This window comes from Peribacillus sp. NPDC055009 (assembly GCF_053608705.1).
This window is the reverse complement of record NZ_JBSGVZ010000011.1, coordinates 27,287-52,278: the sequence shown is the minus strand read 5'-3', so window position 1 is coordinate 52,278 and position 24,992 is coordinate 27,287. Positions and strand designations below refer to the sequence as shown.

Annotated in this window: 24 protein-coding genes; 12 read left to right on the top strand and 12 right to left on the bottom strand. The window is 40.2% G+C overall.

Annotated elements, in window-relative coordinates; all coding sequences use genetic code 11:
• Positions 1 to 302: 302 nt before the first annotated feature.
• Entirely contained in the window at positions 303 to 1,478 is a 1,176-nt protein-coding gene (locus tag ACWF5P_RS17020; RefSeq protein ID WP_434167925.1) for an MFS transporter, read from the top strand.
• 74 nt (positions 1,479 to 1,552) lie between these two features.
• Here ACWF5P_RS17020 and ACWF5P_RS17015 read toward each other — a convergent pair whose 3' ends face one another.
• The 8 genes from ACWF5P_RS17015 to ACWF5P_RS16980 form a co-directional block, all read right to left on the bottom strand.
• On the bottom strand, positions 1,553 to 2,290 hold the full coding sequence (locus ACWF5P_RS17015; RefSeq protein ID WP_434167924.1) for an ATP-binding cassette domain-containing protein: 738 nt from the start codon (positions 2,288 to 2,290) through the stop codon (positions 1,553 to 1,555).
• Positions 2,291 to 2,319: 29 nt separating this feature from the next.
• The gene (locus ACWF5P_RS17010; RefSeq protein ID WP_101225507.1) at positions 2,320 to 3,024 is read right to left on the bottom strand and encodes an amino acid ABC transporter permease; all 705 of its coding nucleotides are present in this window, start codon (positions 3,022 to 3,024) and stop codon (positions 2,320 to 2,322) included.
• A complete protein-coding gene (locus ACWF5P_RS17005) occupies positions 3,008 to 3,832 on the bottom strand; it encodes an amino acid ABC transporter substrate-binding protein (protein WP_101225506.1) in 825 nt (274 codons plus the stop codon). Before ACWF5P_RS17005 ends, ACWF5P_RS17010 begins: the two co-directional genes overlap by 17 nt.
• Positions 3,833 to 4,131: 299 nt before the next feature.
• Positions 4,132 to 5,721, bottom strand: coding sequence for an S-layer protein (locus ACWF5P_RS17000; RefSeq protein ID WP_452445099.1), 1,590 nt, complete (start codon positions 5,719 to 5,721; stop codon positions 4,132 to 4,134).
• 231 nt (positions 5,722 to 5,952) lie between these two features.
• Positions 5,953 to 6,537: a YjgB family protein gene (locus ACWF5P_RS16995; RefSeq protein WP_452445098.1), complete on the bottom strand. Its 585-nt coding sequence runs from the start codon at positions 6,535 to 6,537 to the stop codon at positions 5,953 to 5,955.
• Positions 6,538 to 6,933: 396 nt separating this feature from the next.
• Positions 6,934 to 7,404 carry a DinB family protein gene (locus ACWF5P_RS16990; RefSeq protein ID WP_434167921.1) on the bottom strand — a complete coding sequence of 157 codons (471 nt, stop codon included), beginning with the start codon at positions 7,402 to 7,404 and terminating at the stop codon, positions 6,934 to 6,936.
• Positions 7,405 to 7,684: 280 nt separating this feature from the next.
• Entirely contained in the window at positions 7,685 to 8,095 is a 411-nt protein-coding gene (locus ACWF5P_RS16985) for an N-acetyltransferase family protein (RefSeq protein ID WP_452445097.1), read from the bottom strand.
• A 120-nt stretch (positions 8,096 to 8,215) separates the two neighbouring features.
• Complete coding sequence (locus ACWF5P_RS16980) at positions 8,216 to 8,416, bottom strand: hypothetical protein (RefSeq protein WP_434167918.1); 201 nt, start codon at positions 8,414 to 8,416, stop codon at positions 8,216 to 8,218.
• Positions 8,417 to 8,635: 219 nt separating this feature from the next.
• On the opposite strand from ACWF5P_RS16980, the gene ACWF5P_RS16975 reads away from it, so the two are divergent.
• The 4 genes from ACWF5P_RS16975 (at position 8,636) to ACWF5P_RS16960 (ending at position 12,146) form a co-directional block, all read left to right on the top strand.
• Positions 8,636 to 9,526, top strand: a complete 891-nt coding sequence (locus tag ACWF5P_RS16975; protein WP_434167917.1) for a TIGR01777 family oxidoreductase — start codon at positions 8,636 to 8,638, stop codon at positions 9,524 to 9,526.
• A 61-nt stretch (positions 9,527 to 9,587) separates the two neighbouring features.
• The gene (locus ACWF5P_RS16970; protein WP_434167916.1) at positions 9,588 to 10,766 is read left to right on the top strand and encodes an LL-diaminopimelate aminotransferase; all 1,179 of its coding nucleotides are present in this window, start codon (positions 9,588 to 9,590) and stop codon (positions 10,764 to 10,766) included.
• A 430-nt stretch (positions 10,767 to 11,196) separates the two neighbouring features.
• Positions 11,197 to 11,469, top strand: a complete 273-nt coding sequence (locus ACWF5P_RS16965; RefSeq protein WP_101225499.1) for a phage holin — start codon at positions 11,197 to 11,199, stop codon at positions 11,467 to 11,469.
• A 197-nt stretch (positions 11,470 to 11,666) separates the two neighbouring features.
• On the top strand, positions 11,667 to 12,146 hold the full coding sequence (locus ACWF5P_RS16960; protein WP_101225498.1) for a C40 family peptidase: 480 nt from the start codon (positions 11,667 to 11,669) through the stop codon (positions 12,144 to 12,146).
• A gap of 84 nt (positions 12,147 to 12,230) precedes the next feature.
• Here ACWF5P_RS16960 and ACWF5P_RS16955 read toward each other — a convergent pair whose 3' ends face one another.
• Both ACWF5P_RS16955 and ACWF5P_RS16950 read right to left on the bottom strand, forming a co-directional pair.
• A complete protein-coding gene (locus ACWF5P_RS16955) occupies positions 12,231 to 12,767 on the bottom strand; it encodes a GDYXXLXY domain-containing protein (protein WP_434167915.1) in 537 nt (178 codons plus the stop codon).
• Positions 12,760 to 13,818 (bottom strand): DUF2157 domain-containing protein, encoded by a 1,059-nt coding sequence (locus ACWF5P_RS16950; RefSeq protein ID WP_101225496.1) that lies wholly within the window; start codon positions 13,816 to 13,818, stop codon positions 12,760 to 12,762. The genes ACWF5P_RS16955 and ACWF5P_RS16950 overlap by 8 nt, the downstream gene beginning before the upstream one ends.
• A gap of 233 nt (positions 13,819 to 14,051) precedes the next feature.
• Here ACWF5P_RS16950 and ACWF5P_RS16945 point away from each other — a divergent pair, with 233 nt between their 5' ends.
• The 6 genes from ACWF5P_RS16945 (at position 14,052) to ACWF5P_RS16920 (ending at position 23,087) form a co-directional block, all read left to right on the top strand.
• On the top strand, positions 14,052 to 14,372 hold the full coding sequence (locus ACWF5P_RS16945; RefSeq protein WP_101225495.1) for a PadR family transcriptional regulator: 321 nt from the start codon (positions 14,052 to 14,054) through the stop codon (positions 14,370 to 14,372).
• Positions 14,369 to 14,923 carry an HAAS signaling domain-containing protein gene (locus ACWF5P_RS16940; protein ID WP_101225494.1) on the top strand — a complete coding sequence of 185 codons (555 nt, stop codon included), beginning with the start codon at positions 14,369 to 14,371 and terminating at the stop codon, positions 14,921 to 14,923. Before ACWF5P_RS16945 ends, ACWF5P_RS16940 begins: the two co-directional genes overlap by 4 nt.
• The gene (locus ACWF5P_RS16935; protein WP_452445096.1) at positions 14,916 to 15,710 is read left to right on the top strand and encodes a DUF4097 family beta strand repeat-containing protein; all 795 of its coding nucleotides are present in this window, start codon (positions 14,916 to 14,918) and stop codon (positions 15,708 to 15,710) included. Before ACWF5P_RS16940 ends, ACWF5P_RS16935 begins: the two co-directional genes overlap by 8 nt.
• A gap of 240 nt (positions 15,711 to 15,950) precedes the next feature.
• Positions 15,951 to 16,913, top strand: a complete 963-nt coding sequence (locus ACWF5P_RS16930; protein WP_434167913.1) for a diguanylate cyclase domain-containing protein — start codon at positions 15,951 to 15,953, stop codon at positions 16,911 to 16,913.
• Positions 16,914 to 17,051: 138 nt separating this feature from the next.
• Complete coding sequence (locus ACWF5P_RS16925; protein WP_434167912.1) at positions 17,052 to 18,248, top strand: MFS transporter; 1,197 nt, start codon at positions 17,052 to 17,054, stop codon at positions 18,246 to 18,248.
• Positions 18,249 to 18,416: 168 nt separating this feature from the next.
• Positions 18,417 to 23,087 carry a hypothetical protein gene (locus ACWF5P_RS16920; protein ID WP_452445095.1) on the top strand — a complete coding sequence of 1,557 codons (4,671 nt, stop codon included), beginning with the start codon at positions 18,417 to 18,419 and terminating at the stop codon, positions 23,085 to 23,087.
• Between the two features lie 126 nt (positions 23,088 to 23,213).
• Here ACWF5P_RS16920 and ACWF5P_RS16915 read toward each other — a convergent pair whose 3' ends face one another.
• Together ACWF5P_RS16915 and ACWF5P_RS16910 are read right to left on the bottom strand one after the other, a co-directional pair.
• Complete coding sequence (locus ACWF5P_RS16915) at positions 23,214 to 23,462, bottom strand: hypothetical protein (protein WP_434167910.1); 249 nt, start codon at positions 23,460 to 23,462, stop codon at positions 23,214 to 23,216.
• Positions 23,463 to 23,568: 106 nt separating this feature from the next.
• On the bottom strand, positions 23,569 to 24,495 hold the full coding sequence (locus ACWF5P_RS16910) for a glycine-rich domain-containing protein (protein WP_402944883.1): 927 nt from the start codon (positions 24,493 to 24,495) through the stop codon (positions 23,569 to 23,571).
• A gap of 249 nt (positions 24,496 to 24,744) precedes the next feature.
• On the opposite strand from ACWF5P_RS16910, the gene ACWF5P_RS16905 reads away from it, so the two are divergent.
• The gene (locus ACWF5P_RS16905; RefSeq protein WP_048687214.1) at positions 24,745 to 24,975 is read left to right on the top strand and encodes an excisionase family DNA-binding protein; all 231 of its coding nucleotides are present in this window, start codon (positions 24,745 to 24,747) and stop codon (positions 24,973 to 24,975) included.
• Positions 24,976 to 24,992 lie beyond the last annotated feature (17 nt).

Genomic DNA, 24,992 nt, shown 5'->3' with positions numbered 1-24,992 from the left:
CCCTACAGTATAGAGTACCCTTTAACAAAAAATAAGGGGAGGGAAAGTTTTTCAACGAACCCATCCATTATTTTCACGAAAGTGCGATTACATGAAAAATTTATGTTCAGATCAGGAATCCTGTTATCTGTTCTGTATTTAGTTAAGGTGGTTTGGGTAAGAAGATCGTGCTTCATACTGATTTGGTAAAGGTTGTATGATAAACTGTTTAAAGTATTGTCAGGAAGATTATGCTAAGTAATGTGATTCAGGAATTCATTGCTTATGCAGCGAATGTGGAAGAGTAAAAGGAGAAAAAAATAATGGAAACAAAAAAAGTGTTACCCGTTCTTTTTTTAGTGATGTTTTTAGTCATGGTCGGATTTGGGATCATTATTCCCGTCATTCCGTTTCTTGCAGAAAAGGTTGGTGGCAGTCCTACTGAGCTTGGACTTTTAATGGCTGTTTATTCATTAATGCAATTATTTTTTGCCCCGGTGTGGGGACGTATATCTGACCGGATAGGACGTAAGCCTGTCATGATAATCGGGATTGCTGGCTTGGCTCTTTCGTTTTTTATCACGGCCTCGGCAGATTCCTTATGGGTATTATTTGTAGCAAGGATTATTGGCGGGATATTGTCATCGGCAAACATGCCAACCGCAATGGCGTATGTGGCTGACATCACGACGCCGGAAGATCGCGGAAAAGGGATGGGGATCATCGGGGCCGCTACAGGGCTTGGTTTCATCTTTGGTCCGGCGATTGGCGGGGTATTCTCCAAATCAAGTTTGAATTTACCTTTTTACATTGCTGGAATTACCTCTTTGATTACTTTATTCTTAGTGATTGCGATACTGAAGGAATCACATACAGTTGAAAAGAGGGCCCAGCAGTCAAAAAATAAAGAATCTATGTGGAAAGCCTTTAGAGGGCCACTTAAAACCATGTTCTTTCTGCAATTGATCGTCACTCTTTCTATGGCAGGACTAGAAACGACTTTTGCTTATTTTGCAGCCAAAAAGGCTGATATAAGTCTTGTCCAATTAGGCTATATCTTTATGATAATGGGGGTTGGCAGTGCAATCGTTCAAGGTGGATTAGTGGGGAGGATGACAAAGAAATATGGAGAAGGAGCGGTCATCCGAATGGGAATCATCGTCTCGGCAGCTGGGTTCATACTCATCCTGTTTTCTTCCGGTTTTTGGACATCGGCGATCTTCCTGACGATTTTCGGAGTGGGAAATGGGTTCATCCGTCCGGCAATTTCGGCGTTACTGACCAAAAGTTCCATGACGGGCCATGGCAGTGTCACTGGACTGTTATCTTCCTTCGACTCGTTCGGCAGGATTGCAGGTCCTCCGATCGGCGGTTGGTTATTTTCAATTTCGATTGATTTACCATTTATATCGGGAGCGATCCTTTCCGTTTTTGCTTTGCTTCTTTTTCAGTTATACCATGCACGGACACAGACTAGACAGGTCCCAGCATCTCATTAATTTGATGGTGGGCAAAAAACCCCCATTTCAAAAAATGGGGGGGCTGCGAACGGTGCTTTAATAGCACCGTTTTTTTATTGAATCAGATTGAGGAATTTACGTGTGCGCGCTTCTTTAGGGTTTGTGAAGATCTGCTCGGGTGTTCCCCGCTCCATTATTTTTCCTTCATCCATGAAAATGACTTCGTCGGCGACTTCACGGGCGAAACGCATTTCATGGGTTACCACGATCATTGTCATGCCTTCTTCTTTCGCCAGGTCTTTCATGACCTGTAACACGTCTCCAACTAGTTCGGGATCTAAAGCGGAAGTGGGTTCATCGAATAGCATGACCTTTGGCTCCATGGCCAGGGCCCTTGCAATTCCGACTCGTTGCTGCTGTCCGCCGGACAATTGAAACGGATAAAAATCGATTTTCTCACCTAAGCCGACTTTTGTAAGCAGGGCAGCAGCCGTTTCCTTTGCTTGATGTTTGGCTATGTTTTTTACAATGATGGGTCCTTCCATTACATTTTCCAATGCTGTTTTGTGGGGGAAGAGGTTATAGCTTTGGAAAACCATCCCTGTTAAACTGCGAAAAGATGTAATTGAATTTTTTCTAACGGGTTTTTTGAAGTCCATTATGGTTTCATCAATTTCAATCGTCCCGTCCGTGGGTACCTCAAGGAGATTCAAACACCGAAGAAAGGTTGTTTTACCTGAACCCGAAGGACCGATCAATACAATGACTTTACCTTGCTCCACTTCCAAATCGATGCCCTTTAATACTTCAAGGTCACCAAACGATTTATGAAGATTCTTAATGTTGATCATTTTAAAATCCCCTTTAACTACTGCGGTTCTTATTTTGCCACATAACGATTAAGTCTGTCCTCTAAACTTCCTTGAATGAAAGATAGTATGGTACACAAAATCCAATATAAAGCAGCTGCTTCTATGTAAAGTAGTAGAAATTCATAGTTTTTTGCAGCGATTTCTTGAGCTTTACGAAATAATTCCGTTACCAGAATGAGTGAGGCAAGCGATGTATCTTTTAAAAGGCTAATGAACGTATTGGATAATGGGGGAATGGATACCCGCGCAGCTTGAGGCAAAATGATGCGCTTTAAAGCTTGGGTATATGTCATCCCGATTGAATAGCCTGCTTCCCATTGCCCTTTTGGTATGGATAAAATGGCTGCTCGGATAATTTCTGAAGCGTATGCTCCCACATTTAAAGAGAATCCTATAATGGCCGATATGAAAGGATTGATTGTTACACCTAAATTTGGAAGTCCATAGAAAATGATAAATAATTGCACAAGTAAAGGTGTCCCGCGGATGATTGACACATATACACGCGCAATTATTTGAAGAATCCTTATGGAAGATAATCTTGCCAATGCTGTGAGTACAGCAAGAATAAGGCCGAGAACGAATGTGATCAATGTTAGTGGAATCGTATATTGAATAGCTCCCTCTATCATAGGATAGAGGGAGGTTTGAGCGATGGACACAAGCTGGTTCATACGCTCGGGGTCGGTGAAAATATTACTTAGGAGAAACATCTTCACCAAACCATTTATCCGAGATTTTCGCGTACGTGCCGTCGTCTTTCATTGCTTTAAGTGCTTTGTTTACTTCTTCCACTAATTTGCCACTGTCTTTTCTGAACATTAAACCACTTGCAACTCCGCTTTCTTCCTCATCAGCCACTTTGATAGGTGCATCCGGGTGTTGCTTTTTATAATCAAGGTACGATAATTTGTCATTGATCGTGGCATCTACACGTTTAGAACCAATAAGCTGTACGGATTGAGAAAATCCTTCAATACCTGTAACTTCAGCACCATGAGATTTGGCTAAGTCATTGTAGTTACTCGTTAAAGATTGTGCAGAGGTCTTGCCTTTTAAATCATCGAAGGATTTAATATCCGTATTATCTTTGTGTACCAGTAATACGGCCCCTGATTGAATATATGGGTCAGAGAAATCATATTTCTTTTGACGGTCTTCATCGATGCCCACTTGGTTTGCGATCATATCAAAACGTTTTGCATCCAAGCCTGCAAACATGCCGTCCCATTGTGTTTCCTTGAATTCAGCTTTCACTCCAAGGCGTTTTGCCACTTCTTTAGCAATTTCAACATCAAACCCCGTTAGTTTATCTGAATCATCGTGGAATGTGAAAGGAGGATATGTACCTTCTGTTCCAACAGTTAATACGCCATCTTTTTTGACTTTATCATATAGACTTTCTTGTGAAGAAGATTTATTGTCGGTATCGTTTGCCTCATTTTTTGTATCGGTACCACAAGCGGTAAGTACAACCGTGAAAGCTAACAATAGCGATAAAAGTGCAACCATTTTTTTCATTTGGGTAAACCTCCTAGTAATCTGATAGGGATTGATACTCTGTGATACTATACAAGAAAAGGAAAAAAGTCAATGAAAATAACTTATATCATTAGTGTTAATGAAACTTGGTGAATTATACGGTTTTTCACGCATTGAAGTGAAAATAAAAGTAAAAGAAAGGTGTATCGTCAACCAGGGAAGGAGCTGAACCGATATCCATTCTAAGGAGACAAAAAGCCCCTTATCCACGTCAACTATTAGCTAAGCGGAGAGGGGCTTTTTGGACTGTCCAGAACTATTTCAGGATTCTTTTTAACTTAACGTTTTTTATGATTTTTATCCTCTACACTAACGAAGATAGGGTTCGAATAGAACCAAAGGTCTTTATAGTTACGTTTGTTTATTTCTGAAAAGCGTTTTTCGTTATCCTCGATTTCAGTCTTTGCATCGATCAGCGGTTCACCGTTCATCGTTTCTCCAGAGACATTTTCCCCGAGATTCGTGCCGCGCAAACGGAAATATTGATCCTTATTTGCTCTGACCTTGTAAGTGATGGTATGAAAACCATCGCGATCGGTTTTCCAGTCTTTACTTGTAAAGCGTTTAACCACTTTTGTCGTATCATTGGTGGCTTTATTATAAGCAGGTGTTCCAGGTACTGCTTTCCCGGTTACTTCCCCGGAAATTAGATCCACGTGATCTACCTTGACCTGGTCCCCGTTATTGTTCTTTTGGTGGCTTTTAAATCGGATGGTGATCTTGAACATCTGTCCTTCCTTAACTTTAAGATCCCCACCCATATCTGCCTTGTTGTTTCCGTTTTTAGCTTGGAAATCAAGGGCGTCGATCAAGTCACCAAAAACGGAGAAGGATTTCCCTGATCGCATGCCATCAAGGACGGATTGCATCGATGAACCATTTACCCATGTATAATTCTTGGAATATTGACCTGGCCAGTAGCCGCTTGAGTAAAGGCGGTTTTCACTGATTTCAAAATGGGAGTCTGAATTGGAAAAGTTCCAGAACTTACGACCTTCCCCAAGAAGGGCATCCCAAGCACCTCCTACCTTAGCGAGCATGTGATCGGAACCGCCGTAGGTCCTGTTTTCCGGTGTTGTCAGATTTAAACCGCCTCTATCCGGCTCCATCTGGTTACCTGGCATACCTTCGAACCCGAAAATGACATCCGGGGCTATATTGTTGAAGTCGCGAAAATCAGATATGTTGTACACCCTTTTTCTTGATGGGTGGTTCAATATGGCATAACTTGTATTCTTATAATTTTTCTCGAGCCATGCCAATGCTGTTCGGGCATCCTTGGATGTCTTATTGGCTCTTTGATCCTGTGCTTTCCAGACGGCTACATCATCAGGATCAAACATCTTTTCATCCTGGTTGGTGAACAGATATTCGAACTGATTGCCAGCTTTCAGACTTTTCGGTGAGCCCGGCTTGCCTCCCAAAATTCCTATGCCGACATGCTCGTATGTGGGCATATCCCATTCGAAGCCTGAAAAGATGACTTTACTTTTAAATTTGCCCTCTTTTTGCAATTGCTCCATTTTCGGGGTTTGATATTGTATGATTCCCTGAGATAGCGGTATCGGCCCGCCTGTAATCAAATTTCCCTCAGCATCCCTTGAAGACATCCTCAAGTGGTCGGAAATTCCCATCCAATCCATACCATACTTATCAAATGCGTTATTTAGCAAGCCCTCAAGGCTCTGTGAGCCCTCGGCATCATCGGACTGAGTGGTATGGGCATGATATTCCCCCTTCATCCATCTGCCTCCCGGATTTGTCTGAGTGTCTGCTGAATCATTTGCAGCAACCGCGACCGGAAGACCCTGAAATAGGATGGCTATGCTTAGAACCGTTCCTGTGAAAGCCCTGAACTTATTAATCATCTTACGGAGACCCTCCATATATTGAAATTATGTTGAACAAGCTAATTTTATTGTGAAAATATTAAGTGCCCGTTTGGGGGGAGTATGGATTTTGTAAATTAAATGGCCGGTTTGCTTCCGTAATATGTTACGGGAAGGTGACAGCGGTTTGGAAGAAGAAGAAAGAAGGGGAGGGCATGAAAAAAAAGCTGTAGAGAAAATTTTCTTTCTCTACAGCCTGCGACAACTATATTATTTAGCTTTGAGTAGATTGATATGATCTACAGTTTGATTTTCACCGACAATGAATTGCAGTTCATAATTCCCTGTCTTGTAAATGTAGTTGTCTTCATTCGTACTGGAAATATGGCGTATTTCGTCAGCACTGCCGAGTTGTTTTCCTAAAACTTTAGGAGTGATGCTTCCTAAATTATGGTCCCGTTCTACATTTGTCCCAAAATATCGGATTTGTGAGATGGTTTTGTCATCGTTATAGGCAAATGCAAATCCTGGATGCCCCATTTCTGCATGGTAATAGTCAAAAGTTTCATCTGTGTTACCTGGCTCAGGGGTAGGACCAAATGTGTCATATACTTCTTTTTGGGTGTTTTCATCAATTTTCAAACCCGAGGCAGTATAAGGCATTTCCCCTGAAAAAGCTTTGTTGTAGATTTCGTGTAAGGTGGTAAGAGCGTGTTCCTTAGCTATCCCAGAAGCGGAATCCATTGTGGATGCAGCCCCAACCGGTTCTGTTGGAAACGATGCACCTGCCCCTAAAAGGGAACCGGTTAGAATAACGGCGCTAACCATTCTGGCCGCTGGTTTTTTAGATAACATTTCTTATCCCTCCTATACCATTACTTTTCCACAATTTTCTTACATGAAACATTTTCTTGATGATCAATGATTGTAACACCTGGAAATACACATGACAGTCAAACTTAGAGCCACATGTTGAACAATTGATTGAGAAAGTTGGAAAACCGAATCCTTTGCCGCAGATGCAACTTATATGTTCCCTGATGCTCCATGATAATCAAACTATCCAGTCTATTTTAAAACAATAAAGACTACAGGGAATTTTAAACTAAGTTAATTGGAGCAAGTGCCTGGAGTGGAAATCAACGTCCAAATTGTACAAGCAATAAAAAAACTTTAGGCAAACACGATTTTCATCGAGTTTGCCTAAAGTCTGGGTGCTTCACCGTGATGAATTACCCTATGAAAATGCAGTTAATCCCAAACGCTAATTCTAGGAACTCCAGCAGTTCTTAAGTAGTCCAATAATTGACCAGTATGTACAGACTCATGATAAGCGATCCTTAGCAACATATCTCCTAAATCCCTGATATACCCAATATCGGAGCGGTCAATTTTAATAGTGGATAAGTCGTCCTCGCTGAAGGATAGGATTGTTTCCAAAAAGTCACGCCTGTAAGGTTCCGCATAGTTTAATTCGGCTTCGACAGAGATAAGCGGCTGTTTTTCAAATGGTGATTCATAAACGGGTAAGCTGCCTTGATTTTTAATGGATAAATGGTAGTAATGCTCACTATCAAGGACATGTCTAACCATTTCTAAACAGCTCATTGCCTTGTCGTCTGGCTTCCAATGTAGTGTGCCTTTAGGTATTGAAGTCCATAGTTTAATGTTTCTTCTTCTAACCTCTTCCAGATTCAAGATGATAAGTTCTATCGATTTCATAAAGATCCCCCTTTTTGCAGGTATACATTCACTATACACGAATGGATGGTGAAAATAATGGGATTCATTTGAAAAAATAGAAAATTCAATGAACTACTTGAGGTAGTGAATTTTTTACTATTATTTATGAGAGTACAGGGAAAATGCCCATGAATTCGTGCAGAATTTACAGGCGGTTTCAATCCCTAGTTTTGTATGGAGGAACACATGCTTCATATTAAATCCATGTTTTCACAATCTATCTTCTTAATTACGCAAAGTTGGGGGCAGGAGGCCCTTGTTATATAAAGGATTGAATTAGAATGTCATCTTGATAAGTTAAAATTGGTTTAAAGCCAAAGTCTTTAAATTTCTGCAATGCTTCAGGGTTATTTCTGTTTACCAAACCGGACACTGCAAGGATTCCTTTTTCTCTCGCATGAGCCACTAATTTCGGTAAAAGGGATTGCAGAATTCCCTTTCCTCTATATTTCTTGTCAAGGACTACATAATTAACATGAGCGAATTTATATAAATAAAGATTATAACAAAGAAATCCCATTACTTTACCTTTATCATTACAAATTACAAGTACCTTATGTGACTTTTGCAAAATTTCATGCACTGTATCAGACGAAACCCGAAAATTACTTATTGTAATATCCGTTAAAGTCTTGATATCTTTTTTAGGCTTCCAGTCTCGAAAATACATCATTACTTCTCCTTTTTCTCTATTAAACCAAAAAGCGGAGATCATATTATTGTTTATTAATATAGAAACCCTTTAGAATATTCCAAAGGGTTTCCATGTTAATCTCAAAAAAGAAATCTCTTAATCTCTTCTGAATTTCTTGATTGAAATAGGTTCCTTGATTGAAGTACCTCCATTATTGTTTAATAAATCTTTTAAGATTCTTCTCAAGGCAGTCCTAACACTGCTATTTCCATTTTCTGAATTGCCAATACCTGAACCGCCAGTTGTGGAACCAGCATTATCGGATTCACCAGTTCTTCTTAGTTTTTTGTTTGACACTGCAATCATCCCTTTGTTTTATAAATTTTCACATTACTAATTTATGTGTATTATTCCTTTGTGCTTGGACAAGTTCACCATTTGTTGAACACGTTTACGTTATGTAGTGGTGATACCAGTCGATGTAATAATATGGTATAATTGTGAAGTAATTCACAATAAGGGCTGAACTGGTTATCATTGGACCTATTCACTCATAAAAGAAAGCGGGTTGGATATATGCTAAAGAAAGTGGTTTTAGCTGGCGGGACTGGTTTTGTCGGTCAATACTTTGAAAAGCATTTCAGGAATTTGGGATATGAGGTAAGGATCATCTCCAGGCAAACCCCGCATACTGGCTGGGAAGATATAGAAGGAATAAGGGAAACGATCGATAATTCGGATATGTTAATAAACCTAGCAGGAAAAACGGTCAATTGCCGCTACAATGCCAAGAATAAGAAAGAAATATTGGATTCACGAACCGATACGACTGAAGTGCTAGGTAAGGCGATTGAACAATGTGAAAATCCGCCTTCATTATGGATAAACTCAAGTACTGCAACGATATACAGGCATGCTGAGGATAAACCAATGACAGAGGGGGATGGTGTAATCGGTTCAGGCTTTTCCGTAGATGTGGCGAAAGCGTGGGAGCGCTCATTTTTCGATTTCCGATTACCCAAGACGAGACAAATTGCTTTACGGATCGCCATTGTATTGGGAGATGGGGGAGTGATGACCCCATATAGGAATTTGGTTAAATTTGGTCTGGGAGGCCATCAAGGATCAGGAAAACAGAAATTCAGTTGGATACATTTAGAAGATTTATTTAACATTGTCCTTTTTCTGAGAAAGAATCAGGATTTGAGCGGGGTGTTTAATTGTTCATCTCCGAATCCAGTTACAAATCGTGAATTGATGGCTCATTTGAGAAAGCTCATGAATATTAGGATTGGACTGCCCTGTCCAACACCCATGCTTGAAATGGGGGCTTTCTTTATGGGTACCGAAACAGAATTGATATTAAAAAGCCGGTGGGTCATACCTGAGAGATTGGAAAAGGCGGGGTATGCATTTAAATTCCCTCATCTTGATGAGGCTCTGGAACAGATACTGATGAATTCTTAAAGTACTCGAGATTGATTGCTATAATGATAGATATAAATCATTAATGGAGGGGAATTGTAGAATGAATATGACTCCATCTAAAAAAGTCGGAAGATTCACAACAGGGATATTTTCAGAGTTGGCGGAACGCAAGCAGGATGCAATGAAACGTGGACTGGATGTTATCGATTTGAGTGTAGGAAGTCCGGATTTACCACCGCCTGATTTCGTAGTGGATACGCTTGTGAAGTATGCGCAGGATCCGAGTTCCTATGGGTATACGTTAAAAGGTACGCCTGAATTCCATGAGGCAGTCGGTTATTTTTATCGGAAGCGTTATGGAGTGGAGCTGGATGCAGAAAGGGAAGTCCTCCAACTGATGGGATCGCAGGATGGCCTTGCACACTTGGCAACGGCGATGATAAACCCTGGAGATTATGTGTTGGTGCCAGATCCGGGATATCCAATTTATGAAGCGAGTGTAGAGCTTGCCGGCGGAATCATTTATCCGATGCCGCTTACTGCCGAAAATGGATTCCTTCCGCAGCTCAACGGAATTCCGGAAGAAATATTGAAAAAGACCAAAATGATGATCATCAGTTATCCAGGAAATCCTGTCACCGCCCTTGCTGATGAAGCTTTCTTTGAGGAAGTCATATCGTTTGCGAAAAAGAACGAGATCATGGTGGTTCACGATTTTGCTTATTCCGAATTGATTTTTGATGATCATCCGCAAATTAGTTTTATGTCCATTCCTGGTGCCAAGGAAGTGGGGATCGAGTTTAACTCACTTTCCAAAACTTTTAACATGGCCGGCTGCCGCATCGGGTATGCGGTGGGTAATCAAGAGGTGCTGAACATCCTGGGAACGTTGAAATCACACATCGATTATGGAGTTTTTTATCCTATCCAAAAAGCTGCCGAGATGGCACTGACTTCCAATCTTTCGCTGCTGTCCGAACAGGTTAAGGAATATGAGTCCCGACGTAATGCATTGATATCAGGTCTTGCTAGAGGGGGGTGGCATGTGCCGAAAACCTCAGCTACCATGTTTATTTGGGCCAGAATTCCTGCTGGCTGGAAATCACGTGATTTTTCCTATGCATTGATTGAAAAAGCAGGGGTCACGGTCGTTCCAGGCGATGCTTTTGGGAAGCAGGGTGAAGGGTATGTTCGGATGGCCTTGGTCCAGCCGGCCGAAAGATTGACAGAAGCTGCCGAACGGATCGGATTGTTTTTGGAGGAAAAAAATGGAGTTTGAGATCAAGCTTTCAATATAATCAGGTTATAAATTGCCTCAGCAGTATAATCCGTTTTGGCTGGCAGAGGACTTGCCGCCAGTATCATTTCCGGGGGAGATTGAGAGAAAAGGTAAGCGGACGGTGACTTCCAAATTACCTATAGAGGCAGAAGCTTATTTAAGTAAAGGAAGGAATCAACTGGCACGCAAAGGAGTATATAGAGCTTGAGAAAGTTGTTACTTACTTGTTAAAGTGAGGCGCTCTATCGTTTTTTAAAACTATTTGATAGTTTAAGAGAAGGTCCATCCACTGATGGGCTTTTTCATGTTAATGGGAAACTAGAGAGATAGATTATTTATGGAATTTCCGAACGTAAAAAGGACAAGCCGCATAATATATAGTAAGTCTGCAACTATTTCGGACTTAATATGATAGAGAGGGGGAAAAGCAATGATCAACTGGAAAGTGCGTTTTAAGAATCCGACGTTTATATTCACGGTACTCCTTCCTGGGCTTTTATTATTGGCGCAGATGGTTGCCGCGTTCATAAACAATTTCATTACCCCTATAGGCTTTACCATTACTGATGATGCATTGAACGGGGCTTTAGGCATCATTAACTTCATAGCGCTTACATTCTTTGGGGTCGGCGGTGTGGTCGATCATACTACTAAAGGTCTAAGCGATAGTGAGAATGCACGACAATACGATGAGCCTAAGTAATGGGCACTATTCTTTCATCTATTGAAGAGTAGAATATACCAGATAACACCGTAACTTGCTACACAACGGCGTTATCTGGTTATTTGTTTTTTTTGCAGAAATGATGATCGCACCAATTAAAATGATTTTGGTCTGAAAACCGAAATGCAGCATACATTTAAAATTGTGGTTCATTTTCAGTTTGGGGAGGAAAAAGGATGAGTTATAGTTTACCAGTTTCAAAATGGCTTGCAGCCATAGTTTTGATCGGAGCATTATTGATGGCATTCATATTCAATCCGGCTAATGCTTCAGCCTCTATCAATTATGGTGATGAAGTTGCCGCTTTGGCAAAGAAGCAGGTGGGAAGCAATTATAAATATGGGGGGACGACCCCAAAAGGGTTTGATGCTAGCGGTCTAACCCAGTATGTATATAAAAATGCCGCGACAGAAATGAAGATTCCAAGAACGAGTGCAGAACAGTATAAAATCGGAAAGGCCGTTAAGCAAAAAGATTTAAAAGCGGGAGATTTGGTCTTCTATGCGACAGGTAAGAAAGGGCAGGTTTCTTTTGTAGGAATCTATTATGGAAATGGTACATTTATCGGGACCACCACCAAAGGGGTCAAGGTCGTCAAAATGAGTGATAAGTATTGGAAAGAAAAATATATAGGGGCAAAGCGAGTCATTAAGTAACATCTGATGTTCATATGAAAAAAGTCCAGCAAAAAAGAGCATCGTAAAACCGATGCTCTTTTTGCTAGTCATTTCCGGGTTCATTCATTCAATGATGATATCCGTTAAAACAACATTCCCATTACGAACCTTTACGACGGCGACTGAAGGATTGGCCAATGCTTCCTTCTCCATTTCCTTTGCCTTTTCTTCGGATGCGAAATAATTGTCCAAACCGTATCTGATCTGAATGGTTTTAGCATTGTGCAGGTCATATGGGATTTCCAATTTCCCTTTAAGGTAAACGCCTTTGCTGGGTTTTTCTTTCGTTACGTAATCGACAACATATAGTCCATCCTTATTTTGTTTTAAACGTACATATACCTTTTTAAAATCCCCCATATTTCTTGTATGGAACTCGGTTTTAATCGAGTCATCGACCTGTGATGGCTTAACGGATTCAATTTCGTATTTCAAAGCCACATAGCTTCCCCTAAACAAGTCAGTCGGGTCGACCGGGGCTGTTTTGATCTTGATTACATCTCCTGTCATTGTTGTCCAGACCGGAGGAAACGCCAAGACTAACAGAATCAAGACTGGAATGGAAAATACGATAAGTGGCCGGAATAATGGATTATTCATTGAGCTCCCCTCCTTTTTTTCGTTGATTTTCGAAGAAGAAGCCAAAACCGATAAGCATGATTCCGCCGATGATGAATGTAAGTGATTTTGGCAGGAAGTCAAAAGAATAGATGTAATATCTGAAGATCAGTACACATATTATCACGATACTGGTCAAACTGCCTTTTAGAATGAGATAAAGCAGAAAAACGAAATAAGCTAAAGGGAACCAGATTGAAAAATCAAAGGTAAGGAAGAGTGCAGTAATACCATGTAAGATATGCCCTTGTATGTGGGTGATGTTTTGTAATTTGGCTCTTACCGGAATATAGGCAAGCACGATTCCCAGAACAAACAGAATGGAAAGGACAATCGTATTCGAATTTTCAAACTCCAGCTTAGGCACGAATTCCATAAGAAATAAGGCAATTGTATTGATGGCTAAAGCGTTAATGAAAAAGGTCAGATATTTAGGGTAATCGAATTTCTTTAACAGAATGTATAAAGCCGGCAGAAATACAAGAATGGCAAGCGGATAAGCTGTTTCATCAACGAATATACTTCCGTTAATATAAATGAAAAGCAGGAAAGATGTAAAAAGGAGAACGAAGACATCCTTCAAATAGTATCCAATGAATACCGTACCGATCGCCCATAATAAAAAGGAACTGTTGAAGTTGATGCTGATATTAAACATCTGCTCAATTAGAAAAATCCCTGAACCAAAGATCAGAATACCTGCATAATGCAGACTTCGTGACGTTTTGGGAAAGCGTACCTGCACCTTCACGCCAGCAAAGTTCACTCCGATTAGGCATGCAATGATAAGCAGGAATTTAACCGCTTTACTTAAATAAATCCAGTTGCTGGCTACGAAGGTCAATACGCCTAAACCTAAAAGAAGTGCCCCAATGGATAATAGAATAGTGATGAAGCTCAAATTACCTTTTACGTCATAGGAATCTAACATCCTCACTTTCTCTTGCTGGGAGATGACTCCTTCCTTTTCAAGGTAATTAAATTCATGTTCAAGAAACTCGAATTGCTTTTTCGTTATTTCTTTGTTGGCCAAAGTAACTCCCCCTTCCACATTTTACTATTATACATCGTATTCTCTTGCCGCTTTGAATATAATGCTAATTTTCTTCTACCCTTATTGGAACGCATGTAGTACCAAAAAAATATTTATAGTACCTTGCAATGAACAGTACCGTGTGGTAAATTATTTACATAAGATGTATTGTTCGGTGTTCAGTACTGTTTATTGAACTATACTGAAGAACTCTTGGAAGGAGTGATGGTGCAATGAATGTACAATTTAAGAAAGGTGTCCTGGAGCTGTGTGTCCTGGTCTTATTGGATAAGCAGGATCGCTATGGGTATGAACTTGTACAGAAGATTTCAGATCAAATTGAAATATCGGAAGGGTCGGTATATCCACTTTTACGACGATTGACGAAGGAAGAGTATTTTACGACATATTTACAAGAATCAACAGAAGGGCCTCCGCGCAAGTATTATACTTTAACCGACAAAGGCCGGAGATACCTTCAAGAGCTGTTGACGGAATGGAATGAATTTTCCAATGGGGTCAATCAATTAATCAAGGAAGGTGTGAACCAATGAATAAAGAACAATTTTTAAAACAATTGAATGCCTCTTTAACCAGACTTTCCTTAGAGGAACGGGAAGATATCCTTCAAGATTACGAAGAGTATTTCGAAATTGGAATGGAAGAAGGGAAGTCAGAGCAGGAAATCTCCAAATCTCTTGGGAATCCTAAACAGATTTCCAAGGAACTGATGGCATCCTATCGTCTTGGTCAGGTCGAGCAAACTACTTCAGCAGGTAATGTAATGCGGGCAGTTTGGGCAGTCATTGGTTTGGGATTCTTTAATTTAGTGATCGTTTTGGGACCATTTATAGCATTGATCGGAGTTGTCATTGCAGGATGGGCTTCGGCGATAGCGTTCATTCTAGCTCCGTTTGGCGTTCTTTTTAACCTTGCGATAGGTAATTTTCAATTATTCGATCTTTTCTTCGCATTGGGATTATGCGGGATTGGCATTTTCATTGCCATGGGAATGTTTGTCGCTACGAGTGCTTTAACTAAAGGATTCATTCGCTATTTAAAATTTAACGCTTCTCTTGTGAAAGGCGGTTTGAAAAATGATTAATGTAAAAAAATTATCGATCATTGCACTTGTATTGTTATTGATCGGAGTAATAGGAAGTCTGTTTACGTTTTCCCAAGTGACGGATAAGGAAACGACTACAGAGGAAAAAACAATTTCGGAAATCGTAACGGACATTCAGATCGACACTGACAATGCAGCTGTAGAGATCGTTCCAACCAAGGATAAGGAGACAAGGATAGAGTTGGTTTCAAAAGGGATGGATGTTTCCAAGTTGGATTTCACCGCAGATGTGGAAGGGAAGAAGCTTTCGGTACAATTAAAAGATCGACGTACCTTTAGCTTTGGTTTTCATATTCAATCCTTACATTTAAAGGTGTATGTGCCTGATGAATCTTATAAATCCTTTGTCGTCGAATCCGATAATGGAAAATTGCAAATATCAGGATTGAAAAGTGAAGATCTAAATGTGAGGTCTCAAAATGGCGGGGTAGAATTAAATGATATAATAACCGAAAAAGTTGAAGTGAAATCTGCTAATGGAAAAGTAGAGCTTAATAATGTGGAGGGAAAACTGGTTGGGTCATCGAATAACGGTAAAATCACATTGGTCACGAAAGACTTGGATAGGGAGATCGATTTCGAAAGTAATAATGGTAAAATCATGATCCAAACGGAGAATGAACCGACAAATACAACTTTCGATGTTCATGTTGACAATGGGAGAGTGGATATCCTTGGTAAGTATGAGGGAGATACTGTCATTGGCAAAGGTGAAAACTTAGTGAAATTGGAAACGAATAATGGGAAAATCGAGATAACGAAATAGTCATGAAGCATGAAAAAGCCGATCCAATTGGAAGCGGCTTTTTTCAATTATGCGGCCATTGCTAGAAGCTTTCCCATTTACTTAAGGAGATAAGGAAAAACATTTAAAGTTTTTCCTTTAGATGTTTTGGAATTATAATATATAAAGGATAATTATGTTAAAAGTAATGAGTGTAAGTCCGCCATCAAATCTAAGGAAAGATTTTAATGAAAATGACTTCAAAAGTATGGGGGCTGTGGAATGAAATTCAATAAATTGTCATTGGATATATTTAAACGTACGATCTTCACTCGCAAGAAAAGGGAAAAGGACTATCGGAAGAAAGGATTCGAAGTGCAAAAAAAGGTTTTTAATATAGTGGAAAGTTCTAAGGATATTATCTACTCCTACGAAACAAACCCAAGTTCCAAGTTCAGGTATCTAAGTCCATCCATCAATACACTTTTAGGTCATGGCGTCTTGGAAGAAGCATACAATGACCCTTCCTCCCCTTTCGGAAGGATTCATCCTGATGACTTTGAAATCCTAAATGAAAAGATATATGGTGGGATTGATTATACTAAGCCGGTCATTCAACGTTGGAAAAATATCGAGGGGGATTTTTTGTGGTTCGAGGAATATGCTACACCTATATATGAAAAAGATGAATTGGTAGCCGTTCAAGGAATCATTCGCAATATCGATGAAAGAGTGAGATTCATACAGGATATTGAGTATCAAATGTCCCATGACCCATTAACGAATATCCATAATCGACAGTTTTTTGATAATATATTTGCCAAATCCAATCTGGATTTTGATACTCCGGTTGCCATGATTTTGTGTGATTTAGATGAGCTGAAATATATGAATGATACGCATGGCCATAAGAAAGGGGATGAATTGATTAAAGAAGCGGCAAATCTATTGAAACGGATATTCTCTGACATCGCTGTTTTAGCGAGAGTGGGAGGAGATGAGTTTGCCATTCTGCTAATTGATAGAAGCAAGCAAGAAGTGGAATCTCTTTGTGAATTATTAAAGGAAGAAATCCTTTTGCAAAACGATCTAAAAAAAGGCCCTCACATCAGTATGTCATTTGGGCATGCTTACCGTTCGAATTCAAAAGGAAATATGGATAGTTTATTCATGGAAGCGGATCAAAAAATGTTTCAAGATAAACGGCGAAGAAAAGAACAGAAACTTGTTCGGGCCGGTAGATGAAAGATATAGGGGGGGGCCAGTGTCATACTGGACTTTTATTTATATATATATATTTAGGTACCCGAAATAAATCATTCGCTTATTTTAACCAATTTTAGTAAACTGGCAATGACTATAATAATTAGAAGGTGAAGGGATATGAGGGAAACCTTAGTGGATGAACGGGTAAGAGGGACTGATAAAATCTGGACACGTGATTTCATCATGATCTGTTTGGCAAATATGTGCATCTTCATGGGTTTTCAAATGACGATGCCGACCCTCCCGCTGTTTGTGGAACAGCTTGGCGGTGACGATCGCCTGGTGGGGGCTGTCCTTGGAATCTTCACTTTTTCGGCCTTGCTCGTTCGGCCGATTGCCGGCAGATTATTGGAGACGAAGGGAAGGCGCATGGTTTTTCTTGCCGGTTTAGCCATTTTTGCATTGTCAGTGGGTTCCTTCGGTTTTATGGGAAGCATCGGCTTGTTATTCATGATGCGGATTGTACAGGGCGTCGGCTGGGGATTTTCTTCAACGGCTTCAGGAACGATTGCTTCCGATATAATCCCTGCGAAACGGCGTGGTGAGGGGATGGGGTATTACGGATTATCGGGTAACTTAGCGCTGGCATTCGGGCCATCATTGGGTCTTTTTCTAGTTACGGTCCTTCCGTTTCAAGAGTTGTTTTTGATCTGTTCATTATTGGGATTTTTCGCCATTGTTACAGCATCACTTATTCGGTATCAAAAAGTGGAAAGTGATCCTTCCGCGGCTGTCAGAGCCAAAAGGTTTGATATATATGAAAAAAGTGCCCTTCAGCCATCATTGCTCATTTTCTTCATTTCCGTTACATTCGGTGGAATTGCAACCTTCCTTCCCCTGTATACAGCGGAAAAAGGTGTGGATGGAATTCAGTGGTATTTTTTAGTATATGCAATGGCCCTCATGGTCACGAGATTATTTGCGGGTCGATTATATGACCGAAGGGGACATCGAGCCATATTCGTGCCTTCAACAGTACTCATCATGGCTGGGATGCTCCTGCTTGCATGGATGCCGAGTGAAGTGGTCCTTTACATTGCGGCAGTGCTTTATGGATTTGGATTCGGTTCTGTCCAGCCGGCGCTGCAGGCATGGTCGATTGAAAAGACGGCACCAAATCGGAAGGCGATGGCGAATGCCACATACTTTTCATTTTTCGATCTTGGAGTGGGCATAGGTGCCATCGTGTTCGGGCAGATTGGCTTCCTCTTCGGATATAGGAGCATCTATATCACTGCAGCCGCCTCGATTTTCATTTCAATAATCGTTTATTTATGCATTATCAGGAGCGAGGATAAAGTAAAATCAATATAATAGAAACGTTGGATGGCTTCAATGGAAGTCATTCTTTTTTTTGAGTCAGTAGGAACACCCTTGGTGCATTATCCTAAATATTTTAAAAATGGAAAAACTTTGTTATTATCGAAAAGAGATTATACATAAGATGATAGAAGGTCTATTTGAAGGAAGGGGAAGCTTGGAATGAATGACTCTTCAAACGAAGAAATGACATTAGAAAGAAGGAAGCGTATTTTCCAAGAAGAGCTGGATGTTTTATGGGAAAGGCGGCTCATCCCTAAATCAGAATATATCCGGATTAGCAGGGCATATAATCGGCATTTTCAATTAGCCCTCCATAAACAAAAGCGCTTAGAGCAAGAAAAGAAGAAATCCACCCATGGAACTGAAACGGTAATCGGTGAAAGTGCCGATAAGAGGATTCAGGATAGCCTGATCGAAGAATCTTCATTGCAATTTCAGGAATCCAGTGGATTGAACGAATCGATAATGAAAGATGAGAAGGCCGGGTATGCTCACATTGAATCCGGTTTAGAGGAGAGCCTTGAACCTGTCAAGGAGATCACTGATAGGAAACCGGTTATTCAAAAGCAGGCCATCAAGCGGGAGAAACCGGTAAAACCGGCAAGGCCGAAGAAAACACCTGAGCAAATCAGGGAACGGAATATTTCTGTCATCCTGCTCACTGGGGTCATATTGCTTCTGTTTGGCGGGTTGATTTTAGCAACCACTTCATGGGGGGATCTGAATGCGGTCCTGAAAGTTCTCTTCATTGGAATGGTATCCGTCATTTTTGCAGGGATGGCCTTCATCGCTTCGAAACTGAAAATTGAACAGACCTCTTTTGCATTCCTGACGCTAGCGGGTTTATTCATTCCGATTACGATTTTATCAGCTTCATATTATCGGATTTTTGGAGAGTACCTTTCACTTAATGGTGGGGGGCGGGGGCTTCTGGGGTTTCTTGGGGGATTACTCTGCTTAGCCATTTATTGTAAGATTGCTGACTACTTCAAGTCGAAAATATTCATTTTCATTTCAATATTCACGTTTGCCATTACCTGCTATTTCGGATTGGCTTTTGTGACGCCGACTATTGCGTGGATGTTTTTGGCGATTGGCGTTCTTAATTTAATGCTATTATGGAATATTGAGCAATTGAAAAATCAAAAAGCACTAACGTTATTTAAACCATTCATTTTTCAATTTATCCAGTTTAAGATTATCGTGGAGACCTTTGTGATCCTGACGTTATTTTCAAGCAACTTGGTGTATTCGCTAACGTTGATGGTCTTTTCTGTTTTGTTTTTAATTATTTCGGTCAAATTCCAAAAAAAATATTATGAAATGGCTTTTAGCGCCGTTTTCACGTATGGATATATCCATCTTGTTTATAACTCGTTTTTAAGTGAGTACATGATCACCGCATTTGCATTTGTACCAATCATTTTTACCCTGCTATCGAAATATCTGGTTAAATCAAAAATGACTAAGCTTTCCAAGAACTTCATGTTCACCAGTTTGATTGGGAGCGGGATCGTTTTCTTATATAGTAACGCGATGGTGTACCAGGAGAACTATGCGCAAATATTCGTCGCGCTCATGTTAGTATCCGCTCAGCTTGCCTATGTTTCCCTTCAATCGAGAAATTCAAGTCTCACGTACCCGGCTGTTGTTATTTTCGACTTAGCGTTACTATACCTTTTCTTTGCATTGCCAGTCTCTTTTTCTACCATCTTAAATCTGATTTTTGTTATTCAGGTCATTCAATATCTTGGAGTATATTTATATAATCGTCACCCAAGGTACATCCTGTTTAGGAAAAGTATCTTACTTATCTCCCCAATGATCATGTTAGTGATACTGACCATTAAATTCAGCGAAATGGATTGGCTTGCAGTTAGTGTGGCGCTCGCCATGATCTCTGGGCTTTTCTTCATCACATTTATAAAAGACGAAACAAAGCATATGAAGGAAAATGCCTTATACGGATTTCCAATCACTTTCGTACTGGCTTTGGTTGCTTTCTATCCATATTTGATGGAGAGTTTAGAATGGGTTCGGTCAAATATCTCGCTCAGCGTCTATTTAATGGGTGTTTCACTGATTTCCATCGGTGCAGCTTACACATTTAAAAAGGGATACCATAAATTATTTCCAGTTTTTGTATATAGCGGACAGATTCTTTCCTTCCTTTCCTTGATATCGATTCCATTCGATTCACAGAATCCTTTGGAGGCAAGCGGAGTGATTGCCGTAGCTACCGCAATAAACGGCTGGTCCGTCCATATCCATCGGAAGCACATATTCTGGGTGCCTGTCGTGATTACAAGTGCCAGCTTATATGCTTCACTCTACGATGTTTTTGATTTTGCTTCAATGGTGCTGAGGATTGCGTTCGTGTTGCTCGGCCCCATTATCTTTTTCATATTAGGAGAATGGCTTGGGAAATATTCAAAAAATGGGAAACTGTATTTCATTTACGCAAGTCACCTTGCCAATTTACTGGCGATTCCTGTTGGATATTTGCTCATTATTTTTACGGAAAGCTCACCGTTACTATATGTTGCACAACTGTCGATTTATATTTTAAGTGCTTTAAGGGCGCATGTGAAATGGGAAAAATACGTTTTTACGTACCTAGGGTTTTCAGTCCTTTTCCTACAGGTCCATTTATTTGTGGTAAACATGGAGCAAATGGTATTCATTACATCAATATGCATGATGATTACAGCAGGACTCATAACCATTCTGTGGGCGTTATCCAATAAGAATTGGAAAGGCATCATTGAGTATTACCTTATTCCATTCATTCATTTAGGGATAAGCATATCCATTTTGGAAACGGCAATCCGGGACTTTCCACTTAACCGCGAGTTAGTCTGGGTAGGAGTGATGACTGTACAGCTCTTGTTTGCCTGGTATCTGCTCATGCAAAGGAATTGGCGGAACTATGTTGCGGTTCCTCTAGGCCTGGCGTTCATCTTCTATAATATGTATGTAAATACATTAGCTCTGGTTATGGCGATTATCGTATTGCTTGTATGTATGGTTGTGATGATGATGGCTAGCAGACGCCTTTTCAAAGGATTGCTCAACCAAGAGGGAACGAAGAGAGTCATTGATTATTATCGAATTTTTGGCTTGTTATATCTGTGTACTCTGAATCTGGAAGTGTTTATGAGCGATACAGATTCTGCGATTTTGGGGATTTTTGTTTCCCTGCTGTTGCCTAGCTACTTCATTCTGATGGGAAGATTCACGATCTATAAGAAAGAAAAAAGCATTTACTCGGGAATAGCGGCAATCATCGGCCTTTTCCCGTTCATCAATATCATAGTTTATGCCCATACACTCCCAATCGTCACGAGTTTGGCTGTTCTTTTTGGCTGTATGGCAGGAATGTTGTTGTTAAGCAGCCTGTATTCCAGCGGATTACTCAAGAAAAACGGATCAGGCATCATCAGCTTTGATCCTTTCAGGATTTATGGTTTATTCTTTTTGATCGATATGAATGCGGAGGTTTTTAATGATACTAAGCATCAGTTACTCCAAGTCTTTGTATCTCTGCTGTTAACCGCTTATTTCATTTTCCTGAGAAGCTTGACAGCGGAAAAGCTAGAAAGGAAAATCTATTCCAATATTGCTGCACTAGTCAGTCTGTATCCCTTCTTAATCATAGTCGGCTATGCCGACAGCTTATCTGTTGTAATGGGATTGCTATTCCTTTTTGGCTGTATGTCAGGGATGCTGCTTTTAAGCCGGCGTTATTTCGATGGTTTAATCAAAAAAGAAGAAACAGGAATCACCTTCGATGCATACAGGATATATGGCCTGCTGTTTTTACTGGCCATGAATCGGGGATTTCCAGCAACTGAAACATTGACCCAGTTACTCGAAGTTTTTGTATCGCTCTTGATCACGGTTTACTTCATCTTGATTGGAAGTTTCACAAAGGATGTAAAAGAAAAGGGCATCTACGTTTGGCTGACGGGAGTTCTCAGTTTGTATCCGTATTGGATCATCATCATGTACGCGGGCACATTACAGTCTTTCGTTGGAACGGCAGTCCTTTTTGGGTGTACGGCCATAATGGTCCTGCTAAGCAGGAAATACTTTAAGGGCTTGCTAGATAAAGGCGGGGCAGGACTTCAATTGGATTTTTACAGAGTCTATGGTCTGCTGTTTCTTCTTGCCATGAACATGGATGTTTTGACAGGGGGACCGGCACATTTCATTTTGGAAATCATCGCGGCACTTCTGATTCCGGCCTATTTCATTTTGATGAGAAGCACGACGACAGGCATGTTGGAAAGAAAATCCCAGTTGGCAGCAGCGATTTTGTTCAGCCTATATCCGTATTGGGTCATTGTCGATCAGCTCACGATCCCTCCTGTACTTGAGGAGGAGGTGAATATTCTGCCGCTGTTCATTGTCAGCACCACTCTGCTGAGGAAAATCTTTGTTAAAGGCAAAATCACACAATATATCGAAAGCGGGATTGTTTTCCTTTTGTTTTTAGCCCTGATCATTGATGCAATGGCAGGAAACACCTTATATGATGCCCTCATTATCGGAACCGTGTCATTGGCAGCAATGCTCTTTGGATTCATGATGAAATACAAATCCTATTTCATCGCTGGAACTGGGACGATTTTATTCAATGTCTATATGAATACCAATTCTATGTGGAGCGAGATGCCATGGTGGCTGTATTTAATCATCGGTGGAGGGCTGCTTATCGGAATTGCATCTTTCTTTGAATGGAAAAAACAAAAAGACAATCGGACATCGAAGGAGGTTCTTGAGAAAAATAAACAAAGGATCAAGAATTGGTTCAATCGGTGGAATTAATGAAGAAGGAAATGGAATGCGTCAAATACCCAAGCTCTTAACCTTGGACGAAAATTCAAAGGAAATCTCAAAAAGGGTTCGGAATTTATAAATTCCGAACCCTTTTTGTCTGCAAACCGAGAGTACTTAAAAGCTCTCTTTCTCTGCTTCTACTTTCTTTATTTCTTCCTGCCAATCATGAATTTCTATTTCCCACTGATCTATATTAGTTTGCAAAACATTAATTAAAAATGGTGAAAGGGCATTTCTATATTTTTTTAATTCTTGAATTAATTTCACTCGATCTTCAGTTAAACCTTGTACTAATTTTTTCTTATTTTCCAAATTTGCATAGACAAAAACTGGTCTGAATTTTCGTATCTCATTATCATGCATATCAGTTGTAACTCCTTTAAAATTGAGTGAAAAATTAAGCTTCATCAATCCAGTTCATCTAATTCTTGTGTATACAAAAACGCTTGGATTTCTCCAAGCGAAAAGCTCAAGACGAACAAGAACTGCATGAAGAACAGCTTGAAGAGGAATCAGAACTGCTGTCATGGGAACCGTTATGGCCACCATGATCTGCATGGCCGGATCCAGTGGAAACTGTGTTCGGTTCATTACCGAAAATATCTTTAAATTCGCTGTCGAAATCATCGGTGCTTGCATAAGTGAAATAGGCGGGAGCTGCGTAGTCAGTCTGATCGTACGTTTTCCGCCAATTCAATTCTGTCATGGGGCGATTTTCTTTAAATTGGGAAGTGAAAGATTCAAAGGTCCGTTCCGCCTGTATACTTGTCGGTTTCCGCATATATTTCTCTTTTAACTGCTCCAGCTCCAACGTTTCAAAATCTCGGAGAAGCGTTAGCCCTTTATCATGTTTGAAAAATTTGCCCCATTTTTGAATGGAATGGGAGTCCACCGTAAATAGCTGTACATAGTAAAAGTCAAAAAGAGTGCGCTCATCGGGTTTGAAAACAGGTTCTGAATGAGGATGGTGCTGAATGGTCCTACCGATGAAAACCTGGCAAAACTCATCATATTCCTGTCTATAGTTCAGCATGATATGCCATAACTCATCGATGACTGAATTAAACATTTCAACTTTTCCAAACACTGCAGCCATAATCAAATAGCGTTTCAATTCACGCCAAGCCTGATTGACCTTTAACTGTGAGTCCCGAGGATGCTTCAGGCGGAATTCAGTATTGACTTTTTCCATATAATTGAAATCGAGTGCTTTATTAAGCTTTTCTATCAATGCTTCTGAAACGATTTCCGTTGCATGCAGATCTAAAGTTTCACCATGGTATTTACGGAATTCATTTTGATAGCGTTCTAATTTAGCTGGTTCACTTAGCCCTTTAACGAAATTGACCAGGAAAACAGCAAAAATTGCCGCAAGAATGACATAAAAGAAGGTCATCTTTGTCCACTCCTCTTAATCTATGGATATATTGCTTTAACATTATCTTACATGTTAATGGAAGGGATTGTAAGTTGTTTTATCTAAAATGTTCCATTGGCGGAAAATGATTAAGCTGGTGAGGTTGCATGACAATACCCCGAATCGGTATCGTCCTTTCCTTGGCATGTAAGGGGTTTTTAGTTAAAAATCAAGCGCTTCAAATAATGCCTCATATCTAGTATAGTAGAGAGGAAAAGGGGTGAAGGCATGTACTTGACAGTAAAAGAGACTGCGGAATATCTATCGATGCCGGAATCTTATATAGAAAGTTTGATCGTTCAAAATAAAATTCGCACCGTTCATGATGGTGAGCAGCATTTGATTTTTAAAGATCAGTTTAATATGCATCTTGAACAGATGGAGAAATATAAGAAGGATTTAGCGGATTATTATAACGAACCCATTCCCGAAGATATCGATGTGAAGGATGAAGATTAACATCTGCCCATTTGGTT

What these genes read in the sequence shown, in the direction of transcription:
- ACWF5P_RS17020 (WP_434167925.1), top strand. Translation starts at nt 303, where the DNA reads ATGGAAACAAAAAAAGTGTTACCCGTTCTTTTTTTAGTGATGTTTTTA.
- ACWF5P_RS16920 (WP_452445095.1), top strand. Translation starts at nt 18,417, where the DNA reads ATGAATGACTCTTCAAACGAAGAAATGACATTAGAAAGAAGGAAGCGT.
- ACWF5P_RS17015 (WP_434167924.1), bottom strand. Translation starts at nt 2,290, where the DNA reads ATGATCAACATTAAGAATCTTCATAAATCGTTTGGTGACCTTGAAGTA.
- ACWF5P_RS16995 (WP_452445098.1), bottom strand. Translation starts at nt 6,537, where the DNA reads ATGTTATCTAAAAAACCAGCGGCCAGAATGGTTAGCGCCGTTATTCTA.
- ACWF5P_RS16925 (WP_434167912.1), top strand. Translation starts at nt 17,052, where the DNA reads ATGAGGGAAACCTTAGTGGATGAACGGGTAAGAGGGACTGATAAAATC.
- ACWF5P_RS16945 (WP_101225495.1), top strand. Translation starts at nt 14,052, where the DNA reads ATGAATGTACAATTTAAGAAAGGTGTCCTGGAGCTGTGTGTCCTGGTC.
- ACWF5P_RS17005 (WP_101225506.1), bottom strand. Translation starts at nt 3,832, where the DNA reads ATGAAAAAAATGGTTGCACTTTTATCGCTATTGTTAGCTTTCACGGTT.
- ACWF5P_RS16910 (WP_402944883.1), bottom strand. Translation starts at nt 24,495, where the DNA reads ATGACCTTCTTTTATGTCATTCTTGCGGCAATTTTTGCTGTTTTCCTG.
- ACWF5P_RS16905 (WP_048687214.1), top strand. Translation starts at nt 24,745, where the DNA reads ATGTACTTGACAGTAAAAGAGACTGCGGAATATCTATCGATGCCGGAA.
- ACWF5P_RS16955 (WP_434167915.1), bottom strand. Translation starts at nt 12,767, where the DNA reads ATGAATAATCCATTATTCCGGCCACTTATCGTATTTTCCATTCCAGTC.
- ACWF5P_RS16975 (WP_434167917.1), top strand. Translation starts at nt 8,636, where the DNA reads ATGCTAAAGAAAGTGGTTTTAGCTGGCGGGACTGGTTTTGTCGGTCAA.
- ACWF5P_RS16965 (WP_101225499.1), top strand. Translation starts at nt 11,197, where the DNA reads ATGATCAACTGGAAAGTGCGTTTTAAGAATCCGACGTTTATATTCACG.
- ACWF5P_RS16960 (WP_101225498.1), top strand. Translation starts at nt 11,667, where the DNA reads ATGAGTTATAGTTTACCAGTTTCAAAATGGCTTGCAGCCATAGTTTTG.
- ACWF5P_RS16985 (WP_452445097.1), bottom strand. Translation starts at nt 8,095, where the DNA reads ATGTATTTTCGAGACTGGAAGCCTAAAAAAGATATCAAGACTTTAACG.
- ACWF5P_RS17010 (WP_101225507.1), bottom strand. Translation starts at nt 3,024, where the DNA reads ATGTTTCTCCTAAGTAATATTTTCACCGACCCCGAGCGTATGAACCAG.
- ACWF5P_RS16930 (WP_434167913.1), top strand. Translation starts at nt 15,951, where the DNA reads ATGAAATTCAATAAATTGTCATTGGATATATTTAAACGTACGATCTTC.
- ACWF5P_RS16935 (WP_452445096.1), top strand. Translation starts at nt 14,916, where the DNA reads ATGATTAATGTAAAAAAATTATCGATCATTGCACTTGTATTGTTATTG.
- ACWF5P_RS16990 (WP_434167921.1), bottom strand. Translation starts at nt 7,404, where the DNA reads ATGAAATCGATAGAACTTATCATCTTGAATCTGGAAGAGGTTAGAAGA.
- ACWF5P_RS16970 (WP_434167916.1), top strand. Translation starts at nt 9,588, where the DNA reads ATGAATATGACTCCATCTAAAAAAGTCGGAAGATTCACAACAGGGATA.
- ACWF5P_RS17000 (WP_452445099.1), bottom strand. Translation starts at nt 5,721, where the DNA reads ATGATTAATAAGTTCAGGGCTTTCACAGGAACGGTTCTAAGCATAGCC.
- ACWF5P_RS16940 (WP_101225494.1), top strand. Translation starts at nt 14,369, where the DNA reads ATGAATAAAGAACAATTTTTAAAACAATTGAATGCCTCTTTAACCAGA.
- ACWF5P_RS16915 (WP_434167910.1), bottom strand. Translation starts at nt 23,462, where the DNA reads ATGCATGATAATGAGATACGAAAATTCAGACCAGTTTTTGTCTATGCA.